This window comes from Rhizobium anhuiense bv. trifolii (genome assembly GCF_024346605.1).
In the GTDB taxonomy this organism is placed as follows: domain Bacteria; phylum Pseudomonadota; class Alphaproteobacteria; order Rhizobiales; family Rhizobiaceae; genus Rhizobium; species Rhizobium anhuiense.
In genome coordinates this window covers 3,121,881-3,141,131 of sequence record NZ_CP098803.1, presented here as the reverse complement: position 1 = coordinate 3,141,131, position 19,251 = coordinate 3,121,881, and the positions used below count along the sequence as shown (strand labels likewise).

General features: G+C 62.6%; 18 protein-coding genes. 14 read left to right on the top strand and 4 right to left on the bottom strand.

Annotated elements, in window-relative coordinates:
* Positions 1-4: 4 nt before the first annotated feature.
* Positions 5-928 carry a LysR family transcriptional regulator gene (locus NE851_RS24225; RefSeq protein WP_028757580.1) on the bottom strand — a complete coding sequence of 308 codons (924 nt, stop codon included), beginning with the start codon at positions 926-928 and terminating at the stop codon, positions 5-7.
* A gap of 100 nt (positions 929-1,028) precedes the next feature.
* Here NE851_RS24225 and NE851_RS24220 point away from each other — a divergent pair, with 100 nt between their 5' ends.
* From NE851_RS24220 to NE851_RS24190, 7 genes are all read left to right on the top strand, one after another.
* Positions 1,029-1,910 carry an NmrA/HSCARG family protein gene (locus NE851_RS24220; RefSeq protein ID WP_028757581.1) on the top strand — a complete coding sequence of 294 codons (882 nt, stop codon included), beginning with the start codon at positions 1,029-1,031 and terminating at the stop codon, positions 1,908-1,910.
* Positions 1,911-2,137: 227 nt separating this feature from the next.
* Entirely contained in the window at positions 2,138-2,947 is an 810-nt protein-coding gene (locus NE851_RS24215) for a class I SAM-dependent methyltransferase (protein ID WP_254958241.1), read from the top strand.
* Between the two features lie 414 nt (positions 2,948-3,361).
* On the top strand, positions 3,362-4,612 hold the full coding sequence (locus tag NE851_RS24210; RefSeq protein WP_097542312.1) for an MFS transporter: 1,251 nt from the start codon (positions 3,362-3,364) through the stop codon (positions 4,610-4,612).
* Between the two features lie 217 nt (positions 4,613-4,829).
* On the top strand, positions 4,830-6,008 hold the full coding sequence (locus NE851_RS24205; RefSeq protein WP_183907404.1) for a GGDEF domain-containing protein: 1,179 nt from the start codon (positions 4,830-4,832) through the stop codon (positions 6,006-6,008).
* 125 nt (positions 6,009-6,133) lie between these two features.
* Positions 6,134-6,481 carry a DMT family protein gene (locus tag NE851_RS24200; protein WP_097542314.1) on the top strand — a complete coding sequence of 116 codons (348 nt, stop codon included), beginning with the start codon at positions 6,134-6,136 and terminating at the stop codon, positions 6,479-6,481.
* A gap of 184 nt (positions 6,482-6,665) precedes the next feature.
* Complete coding sequence (locus NE851_RS24195; protein ID WP_254958237.1) at positions 6,666-8,177, top strand: DUF1800 domain-containing protein; 1,512 nt, start codon at positions 6,666-6,668, stop codon at positions 8,175-8,177.
* 12 nt (positions 8,178-8,189) lie between these two features.
* On the top strand, positions 8,190-9,362 hold the full coding sequence (locus NE851_RS24190) for a DUF1501 domain-containing protein (protein WP_097542316.1): 1,173 nt from the start codon (positions 8,190-8,192) through the stop codon (positions 9,360-9,362).
* A 69-nt stretch (positions 9,363-9,431) separates the two neighbouring features.
* Here NE851_RS24190 and NE851_RS24185 read toward each other — a convergent pair whose 3' ends face one another.
* On the bottom strand, positions 9,432-10,421 hold the full coding sequence (locus tag NE851_RS24185) for an aldo/keto reductase (protein ID WP_047610431.1): 990 nt from the start codon (positions 10,419-10,421) through the stop codon (positions 9,432-9,434).
* Between the two features lie 153 nt (positions 10,422-10,574).
* On the opposite strand from NE851_RS24185, the gene NE851_RS24180 reads away from it, so the two are divergent.
* From NE851_RS24180 to NE851_RS24160, 5 genes are all read left to right on the top strand, one after another.
* Positions 10,575-11,474, top strand: a complete 900-nt coding sequence (locus NE851_RS24180) for a LysR family transcriptional regulator (RefSeq protein ID WP_097542317.1) — start codon at positions 10,575-10,577, stop codon at positions 11,472-11,474.
* Positions 11,475-11,612: 138 nt separating this feature from the next.
* Positions 11,613-12,701 carry an alpha/beta hydrolase gene (locus NE851_RS24175; protein ID WP_183904989.1) on the top strand — a complete coding sequence of 363 codons (1,089 nt, stop codon included), beginning with the start codon at positions 11,613-11,615 and terminating at the stop codon, positions 12,699-12,701.
* Between the two features lie 71 nt (positions 12,702-12,772).
* Entirely contained in the window at positions 12,773-13,189 is a 417-nt protein-coding gene (locus NE851_RS24170; RefSeq protein ID WP_029868459.1) for a carboxymuconolactone decarboxylase family protein, read from the top strand.
* 72 nt (positions 13,190-13,261) lie between these two features.
* Entirely contained in the window at positions 13,262-13,744 is a 483-nt protein-coding gene (locus NE851_RS24165; protein ID WP_097542319.1) for a cytochrome P460 family protein, read from the top strand.
* Positions 13,745-13,777: 33 nt separating this feature from the next.
* Positions 13,778-14,476: a DUF4405 domain-containing protein gene (locus NE851_RS24160; RefSeq protein WP_183907402.1), complete on the top strand. Its 699-nt coding sequence runs from the start codon at positions 13,778-13,780 to the stop codon at positions 14,474-14,476.
* A 117-nt stretch (positions 14,477-14,593) separates the two neighbouring features.
* Here the strand turns inward: NE851_RS24160 and NE851_RS24155 are convergent, their stop codons facing one another.
* On the bottom strand, positions 14,594-15,181 hold the full coding sequence (locus tag NE851_RS24155; protein ID WP_047610421.1) for a hypothetical protein: 588 nt from the start codon (positions 15,179-15,181) through the stop codon (positions 14,594-14,596).
* An 18-nt stretch (positions 15,182-15,199) separates the two neighbouring features.
* Positions 15,200-15,586, bottom strand: coding sequence for an acyl-CoA thioesterase (locus tag NE851_RS24150; RefSeq protein WP_049813453.1), 387 nt, complete (start codon positions 15,584-15,586; stop codon positions 15,200-15,202).
* Positions 15,587-15,876: 290 nt separating this feature from the next.
* On the opposite strand from NE851_RS24150, the gene NE851_RS24145 reads away from it, so the two are divergent.
* Entirely contained in the window at positions 15,877-17,694 is a 1,818-nt protein-coding gene (locus tag NE851_RS24145; RefSeq protein ID WP_028757226.1) for a methyl-accepting chemotaxis protein, read from the top strand.
* A gap of 151 nt (positions 17,695-17,845) precedes the next feature.
* Entirely contained in the window at positions 17,846-19,168 is a 1,323-nt protein-coding gene (locus tag NE851_RS24140) for an extensin-like domain-containing protein (RefSeq protein WP_028757225.1), read from the top strand.
* The last annotated feature ends 83 nt before the right edge of the window (positions 19,169-19,251 follow it).

Below are 19,251 nucleotides of genomic sequence, written 5' to 3'. Positions count from 1 at the left end.
CATCCTAAGGCGATATGATGGCGAATTCCTCGCTCCCGCCAGTTCCTGTGGCGTTCAGCCGTGTGACGGCCAGTTCAATGAATGCTTTGACCAAAGGCGGCAGGTGTCGGCTGCTGGGATAGACGACATGGAAGCCGCCGGCCGGGGTCGTATAGCCGTCGAGAACGCGGCGAAGCCGCCCATCCTTGATGCAGGCTTCGGCAAATCGGTGTGGCAGTTGGGCGATGCCGTGGCCGGCGATTGCGGCGGCCATCACCGCCTGCATCTCGTTGGCGGCGAAGCGGCCCGAAACCGCGATCGTTTCCTGACCGCGCGGACCTTCCAGCAACCATTGCGCATGGACAGACTGGCCGGCGATGACGCAGTCGTGGCGGACGAGATCTTCAGGCGCGGCGGGCGGGCCGCAGCGGGCGAGATAATCCGGGCTTGCGCAGAGAAGGCGGTGCATCGAGCCGAGTTTGCGGGCGACCAAGGTAGAATCCTCGAGGACACCGGTGCGGAAGGCCAAGTCTATGCCGTTTTCGACGAGGTTCAGCCTGTCGTCGGTCAGGCGCAGTTCGACCCTCGTCTTCGGGTAGGTCGAAAGAAATCCAAAGATCGCATCCTGGAGGAAATGGCCACCGAAGCCGACCGGCGCCGATATGCGGATCGTGCCGGCAGGCTCCGCACGCGCTTCCGCAAGCTGCAGGTTGGCGCCTTCGATGGTGCGTAGTGCCTGGCTGCTTTCTTCGTAGTAGAGACGCCCTGAAGCCGTCAGGTTGAGGCTGCGGGTCGTGCGCTGCAGCAGCCGCACGCCGAGTTCGCGTTCCAGCTCGGCGATGCGGCGGCTGACTGTCGTCTTCGGCATGCCGAGCAAGCGCGCGGCGGCGGTGAAGCTGCCCGCTTCGACGACGCGGGCGAAGATCATGATATCGTTTAGATCGAGCATTGTAGCTCCACATGGTACGATGTTTCTCAATTATAGGCCATTATGGTTCAATGCGACAGACCCTAACTTTGCTGTATCCGTCACAACAAGGAGTAGACAGATGAGCAACACACGAAGCGTTCTGGTCACAGGCGCCACCGGCCAGCAGGGCGGCGCGGTCGTGCGCGCCCTGATCGCGCGGGGACATCGCGTCAAGGCGATTAGCCGCCGGCCGGACAGCGAAGGCGCAAAACGGCTGACCGCGGCGGGAGTCGAGGTCGTCGCCGGCGATCTTGACGACGCGGCATCCGTGGCGGCGGCGGCAGAGGGCGTCGACACGATGTTTCTGATGGGCAACAGCTACGAGGCCGGAACGGACGCGGAAACCCGTCAGGGCATTGCCGTCGCCAATGCGGCAAAGGCCGCCGGCGTCGGCCACCTGATCTATTCCTCCGTCGCCGATGCCGACAAGAAGACCGGCATTCCGCATTTCGACAGCAAGTATCTGGTTGAGAAGCATATCGCCGGTCTCGGCATACCCTATACGATCAGCGCGCCCGTCGCCTTCATGGAAAACACCGTGGCACCCTGGGCGATCGACGGCCTGCGCCAGGGCGTCTACGCCGCCGCGCTGCCGCCGACGCGCGTGCTGCAACAGATCACCATTGATGACATTGGTGCTTTTGTCTCGGCATTGGCCGAGCGGCGCGAACAGGTGTTCGGCAAGCGTTTCGATATTGCCGGCGGCGAGTTGTCGGGCGAGCAGCAGGTGAAGATCTTGTCCGAGGTGCTCGGCCGCCCGATTCGCTTCCAGGAATTGCCGATCGCGGCGATACGGCAGCAGAGCGAGGATACGGCGCTGATGTTCGAATGGTTCGACCGCACCGGCTACGACGCCGGTATCGCCGCCCTGCGCCGCGATTTTCCTGAGGTCGGCTGGCACAGCTACGCCGACTGGGCGCGGGGCTTCGATTGGAGTGTGCTCGGTAGGGCGGGCGGCTGAGTTGATGCGGTATCACCGGCCGGTGATATCGCCGGCTGATGACATCTGACGGAGGTGGATCGGCCGGCAATCGCCTTACGGCCACGTCGAAAGAGGGGCAACGATAGCCCAACTTCTCGGCATCCTCGGCCTCGAGCCGAGGATGCAGGCGATCGTGCCCGCTTGCACAGTCGCCGGTGAATCCTAGTATTCAATCGAAGACTTGTGTCCTTGAGAAGGAGGCTTCGATGCCGTCGAGTTTCAACGTCGAAAGTGCCGATGGTTATGAACGGCTGATGGGGCGCTGGAGCAGAAGGCTGGCGCCGATGCTGATCGATTTCACCGGTCTCGCGAATGGTAATCGCGTGCTCGATGTCGGTTGCGGGACCGGCAGCCTGGCGTTCACTTTGGCGGAAACGCCAGGCCTGCGGGAGATCGTCGCCGTCGACTATTCGCCGGTCTTCGTCGAGGCCGCAACCCGGCGGAACACCGATCCGCGAATAACGATCCAGCAGGCCGATGCCTGCGCTCTTCCTTTCGAGGACAACCGCTTCGACCGGGCGATGTCGCTGCTCGTCCTGCATTTCGTGCCGGAGGCGGGAAAGGCGGTGTCCGAGATGGTTCGCGTTGTGCGCCCGGGCGGCGTGGTCGCGGCGGCCGTCTGGGACCATTATGGCGGCATGTCCTGCATGCGAATGATGTGGGATACCGTGGTGATGCTCGACGAGAATGCGCTGCCCTTGCGCCGCAAATATTGTTTTCAGCCGATGATGCGGCCGGGGGAAATGAAGGAGAGCTTCATCGCGCAGGGCCTTGTCGATGTCGAGGAGACGTCGCTGCTGATCCGGATGGAGTATTCTTCCTTCGAGGACTACTGGGATCCAATCGCTGCCGGTGAGGGGCCGCTCGGTAAATATGTCGCAGAGCTGGATCCGGCGAAGCGAAGGGCCGTCGATGCCGCCGTCAGGGCGGCATACGAGGCGGGTGAGCCCGATGGGCCGCGGTCTTTCGCGTCGGTGGCGTGGGCGTGCCGGGGGCAGGTGCCAGCGGAAGGCTAGGCACAGCTTGCTGCGTATGGCGCAAGTCCAAGAGAGCCTCCTCCTGAGGCACCGCGCAGAGACCCCCAAGGATGGGGCGGATGCGGGGCGGCATCAAATGGACGCAGGGAGCGGCGTTGCGGCGTGTTCTTCGAGGCTTCGCCCTTCGGGCTCGGCGCATCAGGATGAGGGACGTTGGAGAATGTCGCGCCCAAAGGGCAGGGCGCTGGCCAGTCGCATTCCTGCGACAAGGAGCCGCGTGTGACCCGATCACGCCAATCGTGATGGAACAGCGGCAGGATTGATGACGTTATTGCCCGCTGTCGCCCACAGCGAACGCAATTGTCGACAGCATCACCCGCCCGTTTCGGGCACCCCTTCCGACGGCATCCGGAATTGCCCGCCTCGCCGCCGCTTTCGGACGGAGGAATTCATATGTCCGCTTTGGAAAGCCTGCGCCGGCTGACGCCGCAGCAGCGCAACACCGTCATCGCCAGTTATCTCGGCTGGACGCTCGACGCCTTCGATTTCTTCATTCTCGTCTTCGTTCTCAAATATATCGCCGAGGAATTCCACACAGACGTCCCCGCCGTCTCGGTGGCGATCTTCCTGACACTTGCCATGCGGGCGCTCGGCGCGCTGATCTTCGGGCTTGCGGCCGACCGCTACGGTCGGCGCATCACACTGATGGCCGACGTGCTGCTTTATTCGCTGTTTGAATTCCTGACCGGCTTCTCCACGGGGCTCACCATGTTTCTGGTCCTCAGGGCGCTCTATGGGATCGCCATGGGCGGCGAATGGGGCGTCGGCGCTTCGCTTGTCATGGAGACGGTGCCGGAGGAGAGCCGCGGCATCGTCTCGGGCATTCTGCAGGCGGGTTATCCCTCGGGCTATCTGATCGCCTCGATCGTATTCTTCCTGCTCTTTCCGGTCATCGGCTGGCGCGGCATGTTCTTCGTCGGCGCGGTGCCGGCGCTGCTGGTGCTCTACATCAGGCGCAATGTCGAAGAGAGCCCGGCCTTCCTGAAGCGGCAGGCCGAGGGGCGGCGGCCATTCCTGACGGTCTTGCGCGAAAACATTCCGCTGTTCATCTGGGCGGTGTTTTTGATGACGGCGTTCAACTTCTTCAGCCATGGCACGCAGGACATCTATCCGACCTTCCTCGAGACCCAACGTAACTATTCGAGCTACACGGTCGGCGCCATCGCCATCGTCTACAACATCGGGGCGATCTGCGGCGGGTTATTCTTTGGCGCGCTGTCGCAGCGGATCGGCCGCAGACGCGCAATCGTCATCGCCGCGCTGATCGCCGTGCCCGTGGCACCGCTCTGGGCCTATGCGCCGGGGCCGGTGCTGCTCGCCATCGGCGCCTTCCTGATGCAGTTCTTCGTCCAGGGCGCCTGGGGCATCGTGCCGGTGCATCTGAACGAGCTGTCGCCGGATGAGGTGCGCGGCACCTTTCCGGGCTTTGCCTACCAGCTCGGCAACCTGCTCGCCTCAGGCAATGCCACGCTGCAGGCGGGGTTGGCTGCCCGCTGGGACGGCGACTATGCCTACGCGCTATTAATCGTTGCGGCGGTAGTGGCGCTGGTCGTCGCGGCTCTCGCCGGCTTCGGCTACGAGAAGAAGGATGTCCGCTTCGGCACGGAGGAGGCCGGGGAAGCGCACGGCGCGGTGCGAATCTAGCGCTATCCACGGTCATGAAGGCCGGCGGCAGTGTCGCCGGCCTTCCCCGCCCTGCTACGGGGCTATTTAAGCCTATACCACATTGCGAACGGCGCGCTTGCTCTCGCGGGTCCAGTTCCGGTGCAGTTTCTGCGGGCTGCGGTTGCTCTTTTTTAAGGTCGTTGTTCTAGCCTATCGCCCGCGCGGGTCTTGTATGCGTCCCCGTGGCGAGGGGCTTATGGGTTCGACCGACAATTTCGCTTTCCTGTTGCCGGCGATCATGCTGGTTTTCGGTTGCACGTTCCTGCTGCTCAGGCGGCAAGGATTGCGGGAAGCCGGTTATTGGGCGGCGGCCTATTTCCTCGGCGTGGCCGCCTTTTCGATGCCACTGCTTTCGGGCCTGTTTTCGCCATCCATCCTGTCGCCAGTCGCCGATGCACTGTTCGTTTCCGCCTTTTATTTCTACAGCGGCGCGCTGCTCTTCCGCTTCGGTCGGCCGGGCCTTGTCGGCGGGCGGCTGGCATTCTGCGGTCTCTCGATCGTGGCGACCAGCTATTCTGCGCTTGTGGCGGAGAACCTGCCGGCGGAACTGGTGATCAACGATCTCTCCTGCGCCGCTTTGCTTACCTTCGCTGTTGCCATGAGCGCGACGCACACGCGCCATGTCACCGACAGGCTGTTGCTCATCATCGCCGCGCTGATCGTGCTCGATACGGTCGGCCGCAATGTCATGCTGGTCTTCGTGGTGCCCTCTTACGGCGTCAGCGCCGAAGGGTTCCTGTCATCGAATTACGATTTCATGATGCAGGCGAGCGCCTCGATCCTGTCGCTGCTCTTCGGGCTCGCGGCACTCGGCGCCGCCGCACTCGACATGATCACGCGCTACCGCGACGTTGCCGATCACGATCCGCTGACCGGTCTTCTCAACAGACGCGGCTTTGATCGGACGGTTGCCGGTCGTGCGGGAGGCGCGATGGGCTCGGTGATCATCTGCGACATCGACGCGTTCAAGCGGGTGAACGATACGCTCGGCCACGCAGCCGGTGACCTCGTCATCCGCGGCCTTGCCGGGCTGCTTGCAGCGCAGCTTCCCAAGGGCGCTTTCGCGGCGCGCTTCGGCGGCGAGGAGTTCGTCGCCTTCCTGCCCGACATGACCCTCGCGCAGGCCGGCGCCTTCGCCAATACCATCCGGCTGGCCTTTGCGGCGATCGACCGCAGTGCGCTCGGCGTGGACCAGGCGATCACGGCAAGCTTCGGCGCTGCCGAGCACCGGCCGAGCGATCGGTCGCTGCATGAGCAGATCGGTCGCGCCGATATTGCTCTTTATGCGGCAAAGCAGGCCGGTCGCAACCGGGTGATGCTGGAAGGCGAGCCGCCGCGCGACATGCCGGCCATTCGCATCGCCTCGGTGGCGTGACGATATGGCACCGTTCTCGGGGGTTGCGGGGCTTGCCGCAGAATGCTGCCATGCTAGTTAGGGGCTGCCGGCATCGATCTCCTGCTGTCGGATCGATCGTTCCTTCCACAGCCCCGAGTTTCTTCATGTCCTTTTCTCCCGCCGCGATCTGGCCCGTCGCCATGCTGTTTGCCTCCAATATCTTCATGACCTTTGCCTGGTACGGGCATCTCAAGCACAAGAGCAGCGCCATCTTCCTCGCCATTATCGTCAGCTGGGGGATCGCCTTCTTCGAATATTGCCTGGCGGTGCCGGCGAACCGTATCGGCTCGGCGGTCTATACGACGGCGCAGTTGAAGACGATGCAGGAGGTGATCACGCTGATCGTCTTTTCCGGCTTCTCGATCTTCTGGCTCGGCGAGAACCTGACCTGGAACCATGCGATCGGCTTCGCCCTGATCGCAATTGGTGCATCTTTCATCTTCCGTGCATAAACTTTAGCCTTTTCAACAGATTACAAATCGTCCATGTCTCGATATCGCCGCATTTCCTACAGATTGCGGTCGCATTCGGCTGGCAGCCTGTCACCTCAAGCTTTTTGTTTTGCGCAATTACGGGCGCAAACCGCTGTGCATTTTTGCTGGAATCGCTTCAGCATTGATCAGGAGGTGATCTGCCATGAGCCTGTCTTTCCCGACGATGGCGGCGATCCGGTTCGGCTATGGCTTGCGGCCGGGCGAGGCGCCACCTGACAGCAAGGACGAGCTCATCGGCCAGCTGCGCAATGGGGCGGCGGCGATGCCGGATTTTCCCATGGGCGGCCCGGACATGCGCCACCGGGCGATTCTCAGCCTGCAGTCGCAGCTGACGCAAATCCGGCAGGACGCCAAGACGGTGACTGACGATACGGTGCAGCGCGAGATGCGCAAGGGGGTGCAGCGCCAGGCGCAGCAGCAGTTCCAGCACGATTCGAACCTGCGGCTGATGCAGGCGGTGCTGTCGCCCTACGGTTTCTACGAGCGGCTGGCGACCTTCTGGACCGATCATTTCTCCACCAGCGCCAACAAGAGCCTGCCGATGCGCCTCATCGTGCCGCTCTACGAGGCCGAGGCGATCCGGCCGTTCATATCGGGCAGGTTCGGCGATCTGCTGCGCAGCGCCACCGCCCATCCGGCCATGCTGATCTATCTCGACCAAGCGGATTCGCTCGGGCCGGACTCGGCCGGCGGCATCAAGCGCAACAAGGGCCTGAACGAGAATCTCGGCCGCGAACTGCTGGAGCTGCACACACTCGGCGCCGGCAGCGGCTATAGTCAGGCGGATGTGACGGCGGCAGCCATGGTGCTGACGGGGCTCACCATCGACCGCAAGGAGATGGATATCGCCTTCCGGCCGAATATATCGGAGCCCGGCGCGCATCAGGTGCTCGGCGTCAGCTATGGTGGTAACAGGCGCTCGCGCGACGATTATCTCGATTTGCTCGATGATCTCGCCGTCCATCCGAAGACGGCGGCGCATATCAGCCGCAAACTCGCAGTGCATTTCGTCTCTGACCAGCCCGATGAGGGCATGGTGTCCGACATGGTTGAAGCCTGGAAGAAGACGGATGGCGATCTGACGGCCGTCTATACCGCCATGCTCGACCATCCCGCCGCCTGGCGCGACGAGGGCGCCAAGGCGCGCCAGCCCTTCGATTATGTCGTTGCGGGTCTCAGGGCGTTGAATGCGGGGCCGGTCAACGGCGTCGTCGGCAGTTTCCTGGCGGCCAATCAGCAGGGCACTGAAGAGGGCGACATGGCCGCCAATACGCCTGGCATGGCGGGATCACCGGTGACGACGGATCCCGCCGGCGAGGCAAGAGACAAGCGTCTCAACGCTTTCCGGACGGCGCGGGCGCTGGGGCAGGGTGGGTTGAAGCGCATGGGCCAGCCGATCTGGCTGCCGCCGAGCCCGGCCGGTTTCGAAGAAGGCTTCTCCGCTTGGATCACCGGCAGCCAGATTGCCGAACGGCTGGCCTGGGCAAGACGGGCCGCAGCGCAGTTCGGCCGAGACGAGGATCCGCGCGAATTCCTGAAATCGACGCTTGCCGATGCAGCCCGCGACGAGACGATCCGCGTGGTCTCCCAAGCGCCGAACAAGATCAGCGGGTTGACGTTGGTGCTGGCTTCCCCCGAATTCAATCGCCGATAGGAGCGTCTGCCCATGAGCCAGATCCTGCTTTCCCGCCGTGGCTTTCTGACGTCGGCCTGCTGTCTCGCCGCCGCCCCCGCCTTCACCCCGGTCACCTTCGCGGCGATGCCGGGTGACAACCGTTTCATCACCATCGTGCTGCGCGGCGCGATGGACGGGCTGGACCTGGTGCAGCCCTATGGCGATGCCGGTTTTGCGGCGCTCAGGCCGACCCTGGCGCTGACGCCCGACACCGGGCTTCTCGATCTCGATGGGCATTTCGGCCTCCATCCTGCCGCCGCCGAACTGATGCCGCTCTGGAGGAGCCGGGAGCTCGCCTTCGTGCATGCGGTGTCGACGCCCTATCGCGACCAGCGCAGCCATTTCGACGGGCAGGATATGCTGGAATCCGGCGGCGAGCACGTCGCCGAGGAAAAGACCGGTTGGTTGAACCGGGCGCTCGCCGTCATCCCGCGCTCGGATGCGCGCAGGGCGATCGACGTCAACACCTCGACGGAGCTGATCCTCTCCGGGCCCAACAACGTCGATGTCTGGGCGTCGGACTCCAATCTGTCGCCGGCGCGTGACGAGATGCAGTTCCTGGCGCGGCTCTATGCCGGCGATCCGCCGTTTGCCGCAGCACTCGCCGAGGCGACGCGGGCCGACACCGCCGCGATGATGGTCGAGCCGGATGGCCAGCGCGGTGAAAAGACCGCCGATGTGGCCGCGCTCGCGGCCAATATGCTGAAGGGCGACTACCGCATCGCCAGCTTCTCCATCACCGGCTGGGACACGCATATCGGCCAGGCCGGCCAGTTCAAGCGGCCGGTGCAGGACCTTTCGCAGGCGATCAACACGCTGAAGACCACGCTCGGGCCTGAGATCTGGGCAAAGACGGTGGTGCTCGCCATGACCGAATTCGGCCGCACCGTCCGCCAGAACGGCTCGGCCGGCACCGACCACGGCACCGGCGGCTGCGCGGTGCTATCAGGCGGCGCCATCAACGGCGGCCGCATCCTCGGCCGCTGGCCCGGTGTCAGCGACGGCCAACTGCTCGACGACCGCGACTTGATGCCGACCGCGGACGTGCGCGAACTGGCCGCAGCGATGCTCTACCGGCAGTTCGATGTGAGTGCGGATGATCTGACGGGGAAGATCTTTCCGGGGCTGGGGTTTGATAAGGGGTCGCAGTTTCTCAAGGCGTAAGGCCTGGCGACCAGCCTTATCCTGAGGTGCCCGCAGGGGTCTCGAAGGACGAGGCTGGAGAGAGGGCCTTTAGTGACCGGTCATCTTCAGTGCTGCTTCGGGAAGCCGCTCGCCTTGAACCTGGATGCCGGAGAGGGCCGCGTCGATTTCGGCGAGATCGTCGGCCAGAAGGTCGATGTCGACAGCCCCGAGATTCTCTTCCAGTCGATGCTGCTTCGTCGTTCCCGGGATCGGGACGATCCATGGCTTTTGGGCCAGTAGCCAGGAGAGGGCGATTTGCGCGGGTGTTGCGCCCTTGTGGTCGCCGATCCGCCTGATCAGGTCGACGAGCGCAAAATTGGCCTTGCGCGCCTCAGGTGAAAAGCGCGGCACGCTGTTGCGGAAATCACTCGGATCGAATTTGGTGTTCTCGTCGATCTTGCCTGTGAGGAAACCGGCGCCGAGCGGGCTGAAGGGCACGAAACCGATGCCGAGTTCCTGAAGGGCGGGCAGCAGTTCCGCCTCGGGGCCGCGCCAGAAGAGCGAATATTCGCTCTGGACGGCAGTCACCTTCTGGACGGCATGGGCGCGGCGGATCGTCTGAACGCCGGCTTCGGAAAGGCCGAAATGTTTGACCTTGCCGGCTGCGATCAGCTCCTTGACGGCGCCGGCCACATCTTCGATCGGCACGGCGGGATCGACGCGGTGCTGGTAGAACAGGTCGATGCGGTCGGTCTTCAGACGGCGCAGACAAGCATCGGCAACCGCCTTGACATGTTCGGGGCGGCTGTTGGTGCCGCCGCGGCGTTCACCGGTCTGCTGGTCGATATCGAAGCCGAATTTGGTGGCGATGACCACCTGGTCGCGGATAGGTGCGAGCGCCTTGCCGACAAGCTCTTCATTGACGAAAGGGCCATAGGCTTCGGCCGTGTCGAACAAGGTTACGCCCTGCTGATGGGCGGTGCGCATCAATCTGATCATCTCGCCTTCGTCGGCGGGCGGGCCGTAAGCAGCGCTCATGCTCATGCAGCCGAGACCGAGTGCGGAGACTTCGAGATCGCCGATATTGCGTGTTTTCATGGTCGTATCCGTTCGTGGCTTTGTGTGGGCTTGAGGGTGAAGGCGACGATTCAGTGCCGCCGGTCTCGCAGTTGAGTTGACGTGAACTTAGTCCTCGTGCCAGCTTTCGATTAGATGCTGTAATGCGCATGAACCTATAAGACGGACTAATGAATGCCTCAGGACAACAACTTCAACGAACTCGTGGCCTTTCTCACCGTCGCCAGGGAACGCAGCTTCACCCGGGCCGCCGCCAAGCTTGGCGTGTCGCAATCGGCGTTGAGCCAGACGGTGCGCGGTCTCGAAGAGAAGCTCGGGCTTCGCCTTTTGACTCGCACGACCAGAAGCGTGTCGCCGACACAGGCAGGTGAACGCCTGCTGGAACGGGTCGGGCCGCGATTTGAAGAAATCCAGTTCGAGATCGCCGCCTTGAGCGAAATGCGCGAGCGGCCGGCCGGCACCATTCGCATCACGGCAGGCGAGCACTCCGCGATTTCCATTCTTGCCCCTGTATTGGCGCGCTTTCTTCCAGATCATCCCGATATCAACGTCGAGGTGATCGTCGACTACGGCCTGACCGATATCGTCGCCGAGCGCTACGACGCCGGCATCCGGCTCGGCGAGCAATTGGCGAAAGACATGATCGCCGTCCGGATCGGCCCCGAGATGCGCATGGCGGTCGTTGGCGCGCCCTGCTATTTCGAGCAGCATCCGCGCCCTGGTGTTCCTCAGGACCTGACGGCGCACAACTGCATCAATATGCGGCTGCCGACGCACGGGACGATATATCCCTGGGAGTTCGAGCAGGACGGGCGCGAACTGCGCGTCCGTGTCGAGGGGCAGACGGTCTTCAACAACATCGCCATGCGGATCGACGCTGTGCTGAACGGGCTGGGACTGGCCTACATGCCCGAGGACCAGGTTCAGTCCTATATCGAAGACGGGCGGCTGATCCGGGTTCTCGAGGACTGGTGCCTGCCTTTCCCAGGATATCATCTCTACTATCCGAACAGGCGGCATGCGTCTCCGGCGTTCACCCTGTTCGTCGATGCGCTCCGCTATAGAGGAAAGTAAATCCGATTTTATTCCATCACGGCTTATCAACAGCTTGTGATTAATTAGTGGTGCTAATAGACCCTAGCTGTCCGAGCCGTCTAATCCTTTCTCTGCAATGCCTCTACCTTCTCGCCATCTGAAACGGGAGAAGCCGACATGCGATATGGATTGCCCAACACTCTCGCGGCATTGCTGCTTGCCTCGGCGCAGTTTGCCGCGCCATTGGCGACGGCTACCGATGCGGCAAAGTCCGAGCCATTGGTCATCCAGGAGCAGGGCAGCTTTGCCGTCGGGGGAACCAGCACGACGGCGCCCGGACCCTTCGATCCGCTGAGACCTCTCGATCCCGCAGGCCAGACCTATCACGGCGATCATGCCTTTGCCTTTTACCAGGTGCCGGTGAACCCGCGTCAGTACCCGATCGTGATGTGGCACGGTGCCGGACAATTCTCCAAGACCTGGGAGACGACGCCCGACGGCCGCGAAGGCTTCCAGAACATCTTCCTGCGTCGAGGCTTCTCCACCTATCTCGTCGACCAGCCGCGCCGGGGCGGGGCCGGGCGGACCATGGTCGAGACAACAGTGAAGCCGACGCCGGATGAGCAGCTCTGGTTCAATCAGTTTCGCGTCGGCATCTGGCCGAACTATTTCGACGGCGTGCAATTCTCCCGTGATCCGGAAGCGCTGAACCAGTATTTTCGCGCGATGACGCCGAACACGGGCCCGTTCGACATGGAGGTCGTGTCGAATGCGGTGGCAAAGCTGTTCGAGAAAATCGGTCCTGGCATTCTTTTTACTCATTCGCAGGGCGGCGGACCCGGCTGGCTGACGGCCATCAAGAGCGACAAGGTCAAAGCCATCGTCGCCTTCGAACCCGGCAGCAGCTTCGTGTTTCCGGCAGGCGAGATCCCCGCTGATATGCCGAGCGCCTTCGACACGCTGAAGGGCGTGCCGGTGCCGATGGACGACTTTCTCAAGCTGACGAAGATTCCGATCGTCATCTATTACGGCGACAATATTCCCGACCAGCCGACGACGATGCCGGCGCAGGATAGCTGGCGGGTGCGCCTGGCAATGGCTCGCCTGTGGCGGGACACGGTGAACAGGCATGGCGGCGATGTCACCGTCGTGCATCTTCCGGAGATCGGCATCCGCGGCAACACTCACTTTCCGTTCTCCGACCTGAATAATGTTGAGATCGCCGACCTGGTCTCGACATTCCTTCGCGAGAAAAAGCTCGACTGATCGTGCTCGCGGGGAAGTTGAGACATCTTCGCGCAGCTTCTCGCCTGATCCTGGAAACAGAGGTGAAACTCATGAAACAATTGTTGGGAAACCTGATGCTGTCGGCCAGCATGATGCTGGCCGTTCTGCCGGGCGTCGTCAGCGCTCAAACGCCAACCGAAGGCGACGACAAGTCCCGGCGGTCGCGCGCCCAGCAACTGATGGGCGCGACCGCGCCGAAGCTGGCTGAACTGACCGACGACGTCCTCTATGGCGACATATGGGAACGCCCGCAGCTGTCGAAGCGGGATCGCAGCCTCATCACCGTTGCGGCGCTGATCGCCATGAATCGGCCCGACCAGCTGAGATCCCATCTGGCCAGGGCCCGCCAGAACGGCGTGACCGAGGACGAGCTGATCGAGACGATCACCCACCTTGCCTTCTATGCCGGCTGGCCGAGTGCTGTCTCGGCCGTTGCCATCGCGAAAGACGTCTTCGGGCGTGAATGAGGCGAGCGGCCTTCCGCTTTTGCCGGAGCCGGTCGCCCAAACGCCTTCCGCACAAAACCAGGAAAGACATCCATGCGTCATTTCATCAAACGCATTGCAATTCTCTTTGCCGTGGCCGGCGCCGTCACTCTCGTCGGCTGGAAGGTCGACGCTGAGCCGAACCGGACGACGATGCCCGAATTGGCCGGTCTCGTCCACTACACCACCGTCAGACGCGGCAACGTGACCGAGCACATCATGACGACGAAGGAAGCCATCCAGGCGGTGAAGAACGGGCAGCCTATTCCGCCGGGCACGCATTTCGTGCTGGTCGATTACCGCGACGGGCAAGTCTATCGCACTTTCGTTATGGAAAAGGGCTCCGGCTGGGGCGGCGACTATGACGAAGACCGTCGCACCGGCGACTGGCAGTTCCAATGGTTCAAGCCTGACGGCAGCGTCAACATGGCCGAGAACACGGCGCGGTGCCAATCCTGCCATTCCTCCAGGGCCGACGAAGACTTCCTCTACACGCTTGATGATCTCAAGGCTTTCGACGGAGCTGTCATTGACTAGAGGAGATCGAAGCCGCTGCGAGAGCGCCGCGTCATGAGCCCGCTATTCCTGATACGCTTGGTGCTGGACTTCACGGCCGCCGGGCTGCTTCTGGTCGCGCTCGCCTATTGGTGGCTCGACAACACGTCACATGAACTGATCGGAACCGGTATGTTCGTCCTTCTCCTATCGCACAATGTCTTCAACAGGCGGTGGTGGGCGAGGCTTCCAAGGGCGGCGCGCGGCAGGCCTGGGCTCGTGACAATCGCCTCGAATATCTCGATTGCCCTGGTAATGGCCGCATTGCTGGTGACCAGTCTGCTGATGTCGCGCAGTGTGTTTGCTTTCCTTCCCGTCAGCGGTGGACCGACGGCGCGTGAAATTCACATCCTTGCTGCCTACTGGGCGTTCATCCTCGCAGCTGTCCATCTCGGCCTTCACTGGTCGATGATCACGGCGGTCGCGGGCAGGCTATTGCGGGTCGGGTCGCCAAACGCGATCCGGACCGCAGCCCTTCGTGCCGTTGCGGGCGCAATTGCGGCTTACGGCATTCACAGCATGGTCGTCATGGGCATCGGAGACAGGCTCTTGGCCAGGCCATCGATCGATTTCTGGGACTTTCAGGAGTCGACCGCGGGCTTCTTTTTGCATCACGTCGCGATCCTGGGGGCGTGTGCATGTGCTGCGCATTATGCGGCAGGATGGTTTCGACGGCCGAGTGGGGTGCGGCGGGTGACGGATGCTGGGGAGTGATGTGTGGTTTTGTGGGTGGATGGAACTTGCGGCTGCCCGACCCTTCGCTTGGGCTCAGGGCGTTCGACGTTGCATCGATTCACTGGATCGATTGCTCCCGCTTCGCGGGACCACGTCTCACCCCAGCACATCATAGAGCCGGAAGATGAAGCTGATCTGGTAGAGCAGGTTGGCGGTGATGAAGGCGGTGTGGAAGCGGCGGTTGGGGGTCCAGGCGGCGATGGCGCAGAGGATGATGTAAATGATGTTGCGGGCGGGATATTCCCAGCCGAGCGAGAGGATGCGCTCGTGGCCTTTGATCGCCGTGTCGAGGATATCGATGGCGTAGGTGAGGCCGAGAATGCCGAAGAACCATTTCCGCCGGGAAATAAAATATTCCTCGTAGCCGCCATATTCGTCGAGTGAAGCAGGAAAGAGCAAGGCGCAAAGCAGGAAGAACAGGCTGCAGAAGCAGACGAGGAAGAGATAGATGCCGAAGCCGATCGCAGGCACGGCCTGCAGGCGATACTCCCACCACCAGATGTGGATGATGAACAGGAACATCGACAGCGCCCAGCCGAGATGGATGGGATAGACTTTGGCCTTACCAGGATGCTGGACGATGCCGGCAACGCCGGTCAGCACCCTGGCGAGCGACAGGCTGATGACCATGCCCATCACCACCTTGATGTGAAGGAAGACCTCCGGCGAGCTGACCGTTTCCATGCTTTCGATCCCGGCCTGTCACTCCACAGGGACTTGCTTCGGTTTGCCCTCTTCGTCGAGCGCGACCATGATGAAGGTGCCGGCCGTGACCTTTTCCTGCTGGTTGTAACGCGAACGATGCGCCCAGGCTTCGACGATCAGTGTGATCGAGGTACGCCCGACACGCTCGATATCGGTATAGACCGACAGCGTGTCGCCGATCTTGACCGGCAGTTCGAAGGCCATCTCCTTGACCGCGGCGGTAACGACGCGGCCTTTGGCGCGCTCGGCCGCACGGATGCCGGATGCAAGGTCCATCTGCGCCATGACCCAGCCGCCGAAGATATCGCCGGCCGGATTGGCATCGCCGGGCATGGCAAGCGTCCTGAGCGTCAGTTCGCCTCTCGGCTTGGCGGCATCGGTCATCACGTCTTCTCCATCTGGTATGGGCCATGGGCCGGCGATTCACTGCGGATCACCCTAGTGCAAAGGCCGTGGGCTGTAAAAGACGGCACGGCCGGGCGCTGAAGGCAGCCGACGGGAAAAATGTTGCAGCCTTCGCAGATCGAAATCTCATTCGATTTCAAATGGTTGATTTCGGGCGTTTCGGCCTGACCTTACGTTATTTAATCATCTTCTAATTAAGCTTTACGCTCCAGTAATTCCGGCAATTCAGAATGCGATCGATCTCACCTAAAAGAATCGCCGGGAACCTCATGCGCAACGTCAAGATTTCCACCCGCCTTTACTGCCTCGTCGGCTTCACGCTTGCCGTGCTTGCAGCGGCGATGATCTTCTTTCTGAACTACTCCTATTCCGAGCTGCAAGCGGAGCGGAAGGCGGGGCTGGAGAAGATGGAGGCGACGGCGCTCGGTATCTTCGACAAATATTACAAGATGGAACAGGCGGGCACGATGACCCGCGAACAGGCGCAAGCGGCGGCCAAGGAGGTGATCGGCGCGATGCGCTACGGCGCCGACGGTTATTTCTGGATCAACGACATGCGTCCCGCCATGGTGATGCACCCGATCAAGCCGCAGCTTGACGGTACCGATATCTCGCAGATGAAGGATCCCACGGGCAAGTTCCTCTTCGTTGAATTCGTCAACAAGGTGAAGAAGGACGGCAAGGGCTTCGTCGATTATTACTGGCCGAAGCCGGGCGCCGAAGAGCCGGTGCTGAAATATTCCTATGTCGCCGGTTTCGAGCCCTGGGGCTGGATCGTCGGCACTGGTGTTTATGCGGATGACCTTGCCGCGCTTTATCGCCAGAACGCGATCTGGGCGGCGGTGCTCTGCCTGCTCGGGGCTGCCGCCACGATGGCCATCGCCTATGCCATCGTGCGCAGCGTGACAGTGCCGATCGCCCGGCTGAAGGCGGCGATGAACGCGATCGCAGCCGAAGAGGCATCGGTGGAGATTGCCGGCAGCGACCGCCGCGACGAGATCGGTCAGATGGCCAAGGTGCTGCTGGTGCTGCGTGATTCCGTTGACGAGCGTAGCGCGCTGCGCGGCCGGGAAGACGAAAGGCAGCGGCAGATCGAGGAAGAGCGCCGCGGCAACGAGGCAAGCCTGCGTTCGGCCTCCGAACGACAGACCCAAGCGATGCAGGCGCTCGGCGTTGGCCTGGAGAAGCTCGCCGGCGGCGACCTGACGGTTTCGATCGGTGACATCGGCGAGGATTACGCCAAGCTCAGGAGCGATTTCAACGCTGCCGTCGATGCGCTGAACGGCGTCATCCATGCGATCGCCGAATCGAGCCGCGTCGTCAACGACAGCGCCTCCGACATCAGCGAGGCGACCGGCAACCTGTCGAAGCGTACCGAACAGCAGGCAGCCGCGCTCGAAGAGACGGCGGCAGCGCTCGACGAGATCACCGCGACCGTGAAGACGGCATCCGAGCGCGCGAACGAGGCGCGCGAGATGGTGGCCGAGACCAAGGCAAGCGCCGGACGCTCCGGCGATATCGTTCGCAATGCAGTGACGGCGATGGGCCGGATCGAGGAATCGTCGAGCCGTATCAACCAGATCATCTCGGTCATCGACGAAATCGCCTTCCAGACGAACCTTCTGGCATTGAATGCCGGTGTGGAAGCCGCGCGGGCAGGCGAGGCGGGTCGCGGCTTTGCCGTCGTCGCGCAGGAAGTGCGCGAGCTCGCCCAGCGTTCTGCCAATGCAGCCAAGGAAATCAAGGAACTGATCAGCCGGTCGGCAACGGAAGTCGAGGGCGGTGTGGCGCTGGTGCGCTCGACGGGCGAGGCGCTGCTGGAGATCGAGGCGCTGGTCAACCAGGTCAACGATCATGTCGCCTCGATCGCGACGGCGGCGCGCGAGCAGTCGACCGGGCTGAACGAGATCAACGGTTCCGTCAACCATATGGACCAGATGACCCAGCAGAATGCCGCGATGGTCGAGGAGACGACGGCAGCAAGCCGTACGCTCGCTGACGAGAGCACCCAGTTGAAGACGCTGCTCGCGAATTTCCGCCTGCGTGCGGAGCCATCGGCGGTGGCCCGATACACACGGGCAGCGTGAGGAAGCGGAGAGATTAAAGGCCGGGAAACCGGCCTTTTTCAATTGCGTCGCGTTCAGATTGTGCCGGTAAGTTTTCATTCACCGTTTTTAACTAAAATTGAAGTGAGTTTTTTCGGTCACTGCCCAGCCAGCCTGCGGAAGCGATAAGAGTATGGCGTTTGTTTCCTTTCCTCGGCGAACCCTTTTGCCCGTTATCCTCTCGGCGGCGCTGACGACCTGTTCGATCAGTGACGGGCTAGTGCCGCCGGCCAATGTCGACAACGGCACCAGGGTCAGCTCAATCTCGCCGTCGAGAGGGGCAGCGCGCATGGCGCCTGCCGTGCGCATGGCGCCGGTGGAGAGCCAGTCCTCCTATCCGGTTTCCAGCGCGGCCGTCGGCAATACGCAAGGCTCCCTCGATTATCTTGATACGCCAAACCTCGCCGGCACCGGCCAAGCGGCACGAGCCGCACCGGCGCAGACCGCACCGGGGTCCCGGCGGCTGCCAATGATCGACAGCGACGAGGCGCTGGCGGCGGGCCAGCCGAGCGGCAATTGGGGCGGCACGCAGAACCTTGCGATCCCTTCCGGCGGCGTCAACATGGATGATGAGCTCGGCGCCCAGCCGGTCGTCGGGCTGGCGCAGGAACAACAGCAGCAGATCGCCGAAGGCAATGCTACCGAGCCGGTTGTCGACGGCATCGGCACCGACAATCCTACGCAGCTCAACCAGCCCATGCGCCAGCCCCCGCAGCAGCCAATGCCGCAGCCGGCGGCCGAGGCACAGATGAGCCGGGCGCCCGCTTGGAGCGACGGCAGCCCTGTCGTGGCGCCGACCCGCGTTCCCGAAGAGGACGAGAGCGAAGAGGTCGCGATGCTGCGGCCGAACAATCCGATGATGAGCGAACCGGCGGCACCCGTCGATCCCAGCGTCATGCCGTCCTCTGAGCTTGCCTGCCGGCGCGAGCTGAAGCGCATGGGCGTGCTCTTCGATGAAAAGCCGCCAATCTCGAACGGGCCGGCCTGTCAGGTGCCTTATCCGGTATCGCTGAAGGGGCTTTCCGGCAATATCGGCGTGAAGCCGGCCGTGACGTTGAACTGCCAGGTGACGCTCGCCTTCGCCAAATGGGTTAAGAACGAGCTGGCGCCGTCGGCGCGCTTCCGCTACTGGACCGGCATCAAGACGATCCAACCGCTCGGCGGCTATTCCTGCCGCCGCATGAACAACAGCCGGCAGAGATACAATCCGATGTCGGAACACGCCCGCGGCAATGCCATCGACGTCGGCAAGTTCGTGCTGAAGAACGGCCACGAGATCGACGTGCGCAAGAAGGGCCTGTTTTCGTTGCGCGAGGGCCGGCTGCTGAAGGCGGTGCGCACCGATAGCTGCCGCTATTTCAACACCGTGCTCGGGCCGGGCAGCAACCCGGAACACTGGAACCACTTCCACTTCGACCTGCGCTCCCGCAAGAGCGGCAAGGCCTATTGCGATTGATGTATGTCGCCGTAAGGCGTGCGGCGCGGGTGCAATTGATATCGTAGCAATCGGCCCGGCTGGCAGAAAATGGTTCATCCCCG

What these genes read in the sequence shown, in the direction of transcription:
- NE851_RS24225 (WP_028757580.1), bottom strand. Translation starts at nt 928, where the DNA reads ATGCTCGATCTAAACGATATCATGATCTTCGCCCGCGTCGTCGAAGCG.
- NE851_RS24220 (WP_028757581.1), top strand. Translation starts at nt 1,029, where the DNA reads ATGAGCAACACACGAAGCGTTCTGGTCACAGGCGCCACCGGCCAGCAG.
- NE851_RS24215 (WP_254958241.1), top strand. Translation starts at nt 2,138, where the DNA reads ATGCCGTCGAGTTTCAACGTCGAAAGTGCCGATGGTTATGAACGGCTG.
- NE851_RS24210 (WP_097542312.1), top strand. Translation starts at nt 3,362, where the DNA reads ATGTCCGCTTTGGAAAGCCTGCGCCGGCTGACGCCGCAGCAGCGCAAC.
- NE851_RS24205 (WP_183907404.1), top strand. Translation starts at nt 4,830, where the DNA reads ATGGGTTCGACCGACAATTTCGCTTTCCTGTTGCCGGCGATCATGCTG.
- NE851_RS24200 (WP_097542314.1), top strand. Translation starts at nt 6,134, where the DNA reads ATGTCCTTTTCTCCCGCCGCGATCTGGCCCGTCGCCATGCTGTTTGCC.
- NE851_RS24195 (WP_254958237.1), top strand. Translation starts at nt 6,666, where the DNA reads ATGAGCCTGTCTTTCCCGACGATGGCGGCGATCCGGTTCGGCTATGGC.
- NE851_RS24190 (WP_097542316.1), top strand. Translation starts at nt 8,190, where the DNA reads ATGAGCCAGATCCTGCTTTCCCGCCGTGGCTTTCTGACGTCGGCCTGC.
- NE851_RS24185 (WP_047610431.1), bottom strand. Translation starts at nt 10,421, where the DNA reads ATGAAAACACGCAATATCGGCGATCTCGAAGTCTCCGCACTCGGTCTC.
- NE851_RS24180 (WP_097542317.1), top strand. Translation starts at nt 10,575, where the DNA reads ATGCCTCAGGACAACAACTTCAACGAACTCGTGGCCTTTCTCACCGTC.
- NE851_RS24175 (WP_183904989.1), top strand. Translation starts at nt 11,613, where the DNA reads ATGCGATATGGATTGCCCAACACTCTCGCGGCATTGCTGCTTGCCTCG.
- NE851_RS24170 (WP_029868459.1), top strand. Translation starts at nt 12,773, where the DNA reads ATGAAACAATTGTTGGGAAACCTGATGCTGTCGGCCAGCATGATGCTG.
- NE851_RS24165 (WP_097542319.1), top strand. Translation starts at nt 13,262, where the DNA reads ATGCGTCATTTCATCAAACGCATTGCAATTCTCTTTGCCGTGGCCGGC.
- NE851_RS24160 (WP_183907402.1), top strand. Translation starts at nt 13,778, where the DNA reads ATGAGCCCGCTATTCCTGATACGCTTGGTGCTGGACTTCACGGCCGCC.
- NE851_RS24155 (WP_047610421.1), bottom strand. Translation starts at nt 15,181, where the DNA reads ATGGAAACGGTCAGCTCGCCGGAGGTCTTCCTTCACATCAAGGTGGTG.
- NE851_RS24150 (WP_049813453.1), bottom strand. Translation starts at nt 15,586, where the DNA reads ATGACCGATGCCGCCAAGCCGAGAGGCGAACTGACGCTCAGGACGCTT.
- NE851_RS24145 (WP_028757226.1), top strand. Translation starts at nt 15,877, where the DNA reads ATGCGCAACGTCAAGATTTCCACCCGCCTTTACTGCCTCGTCGGCTTC.
- NE851_RS24140 (WP_028757225.1), top strand. Translation starts at nt 17,846, where the DNA reads ATGGCGTTTGTTTCCTTTCCTCGGCGAACCCTTTTGCCCGTTATCCTC.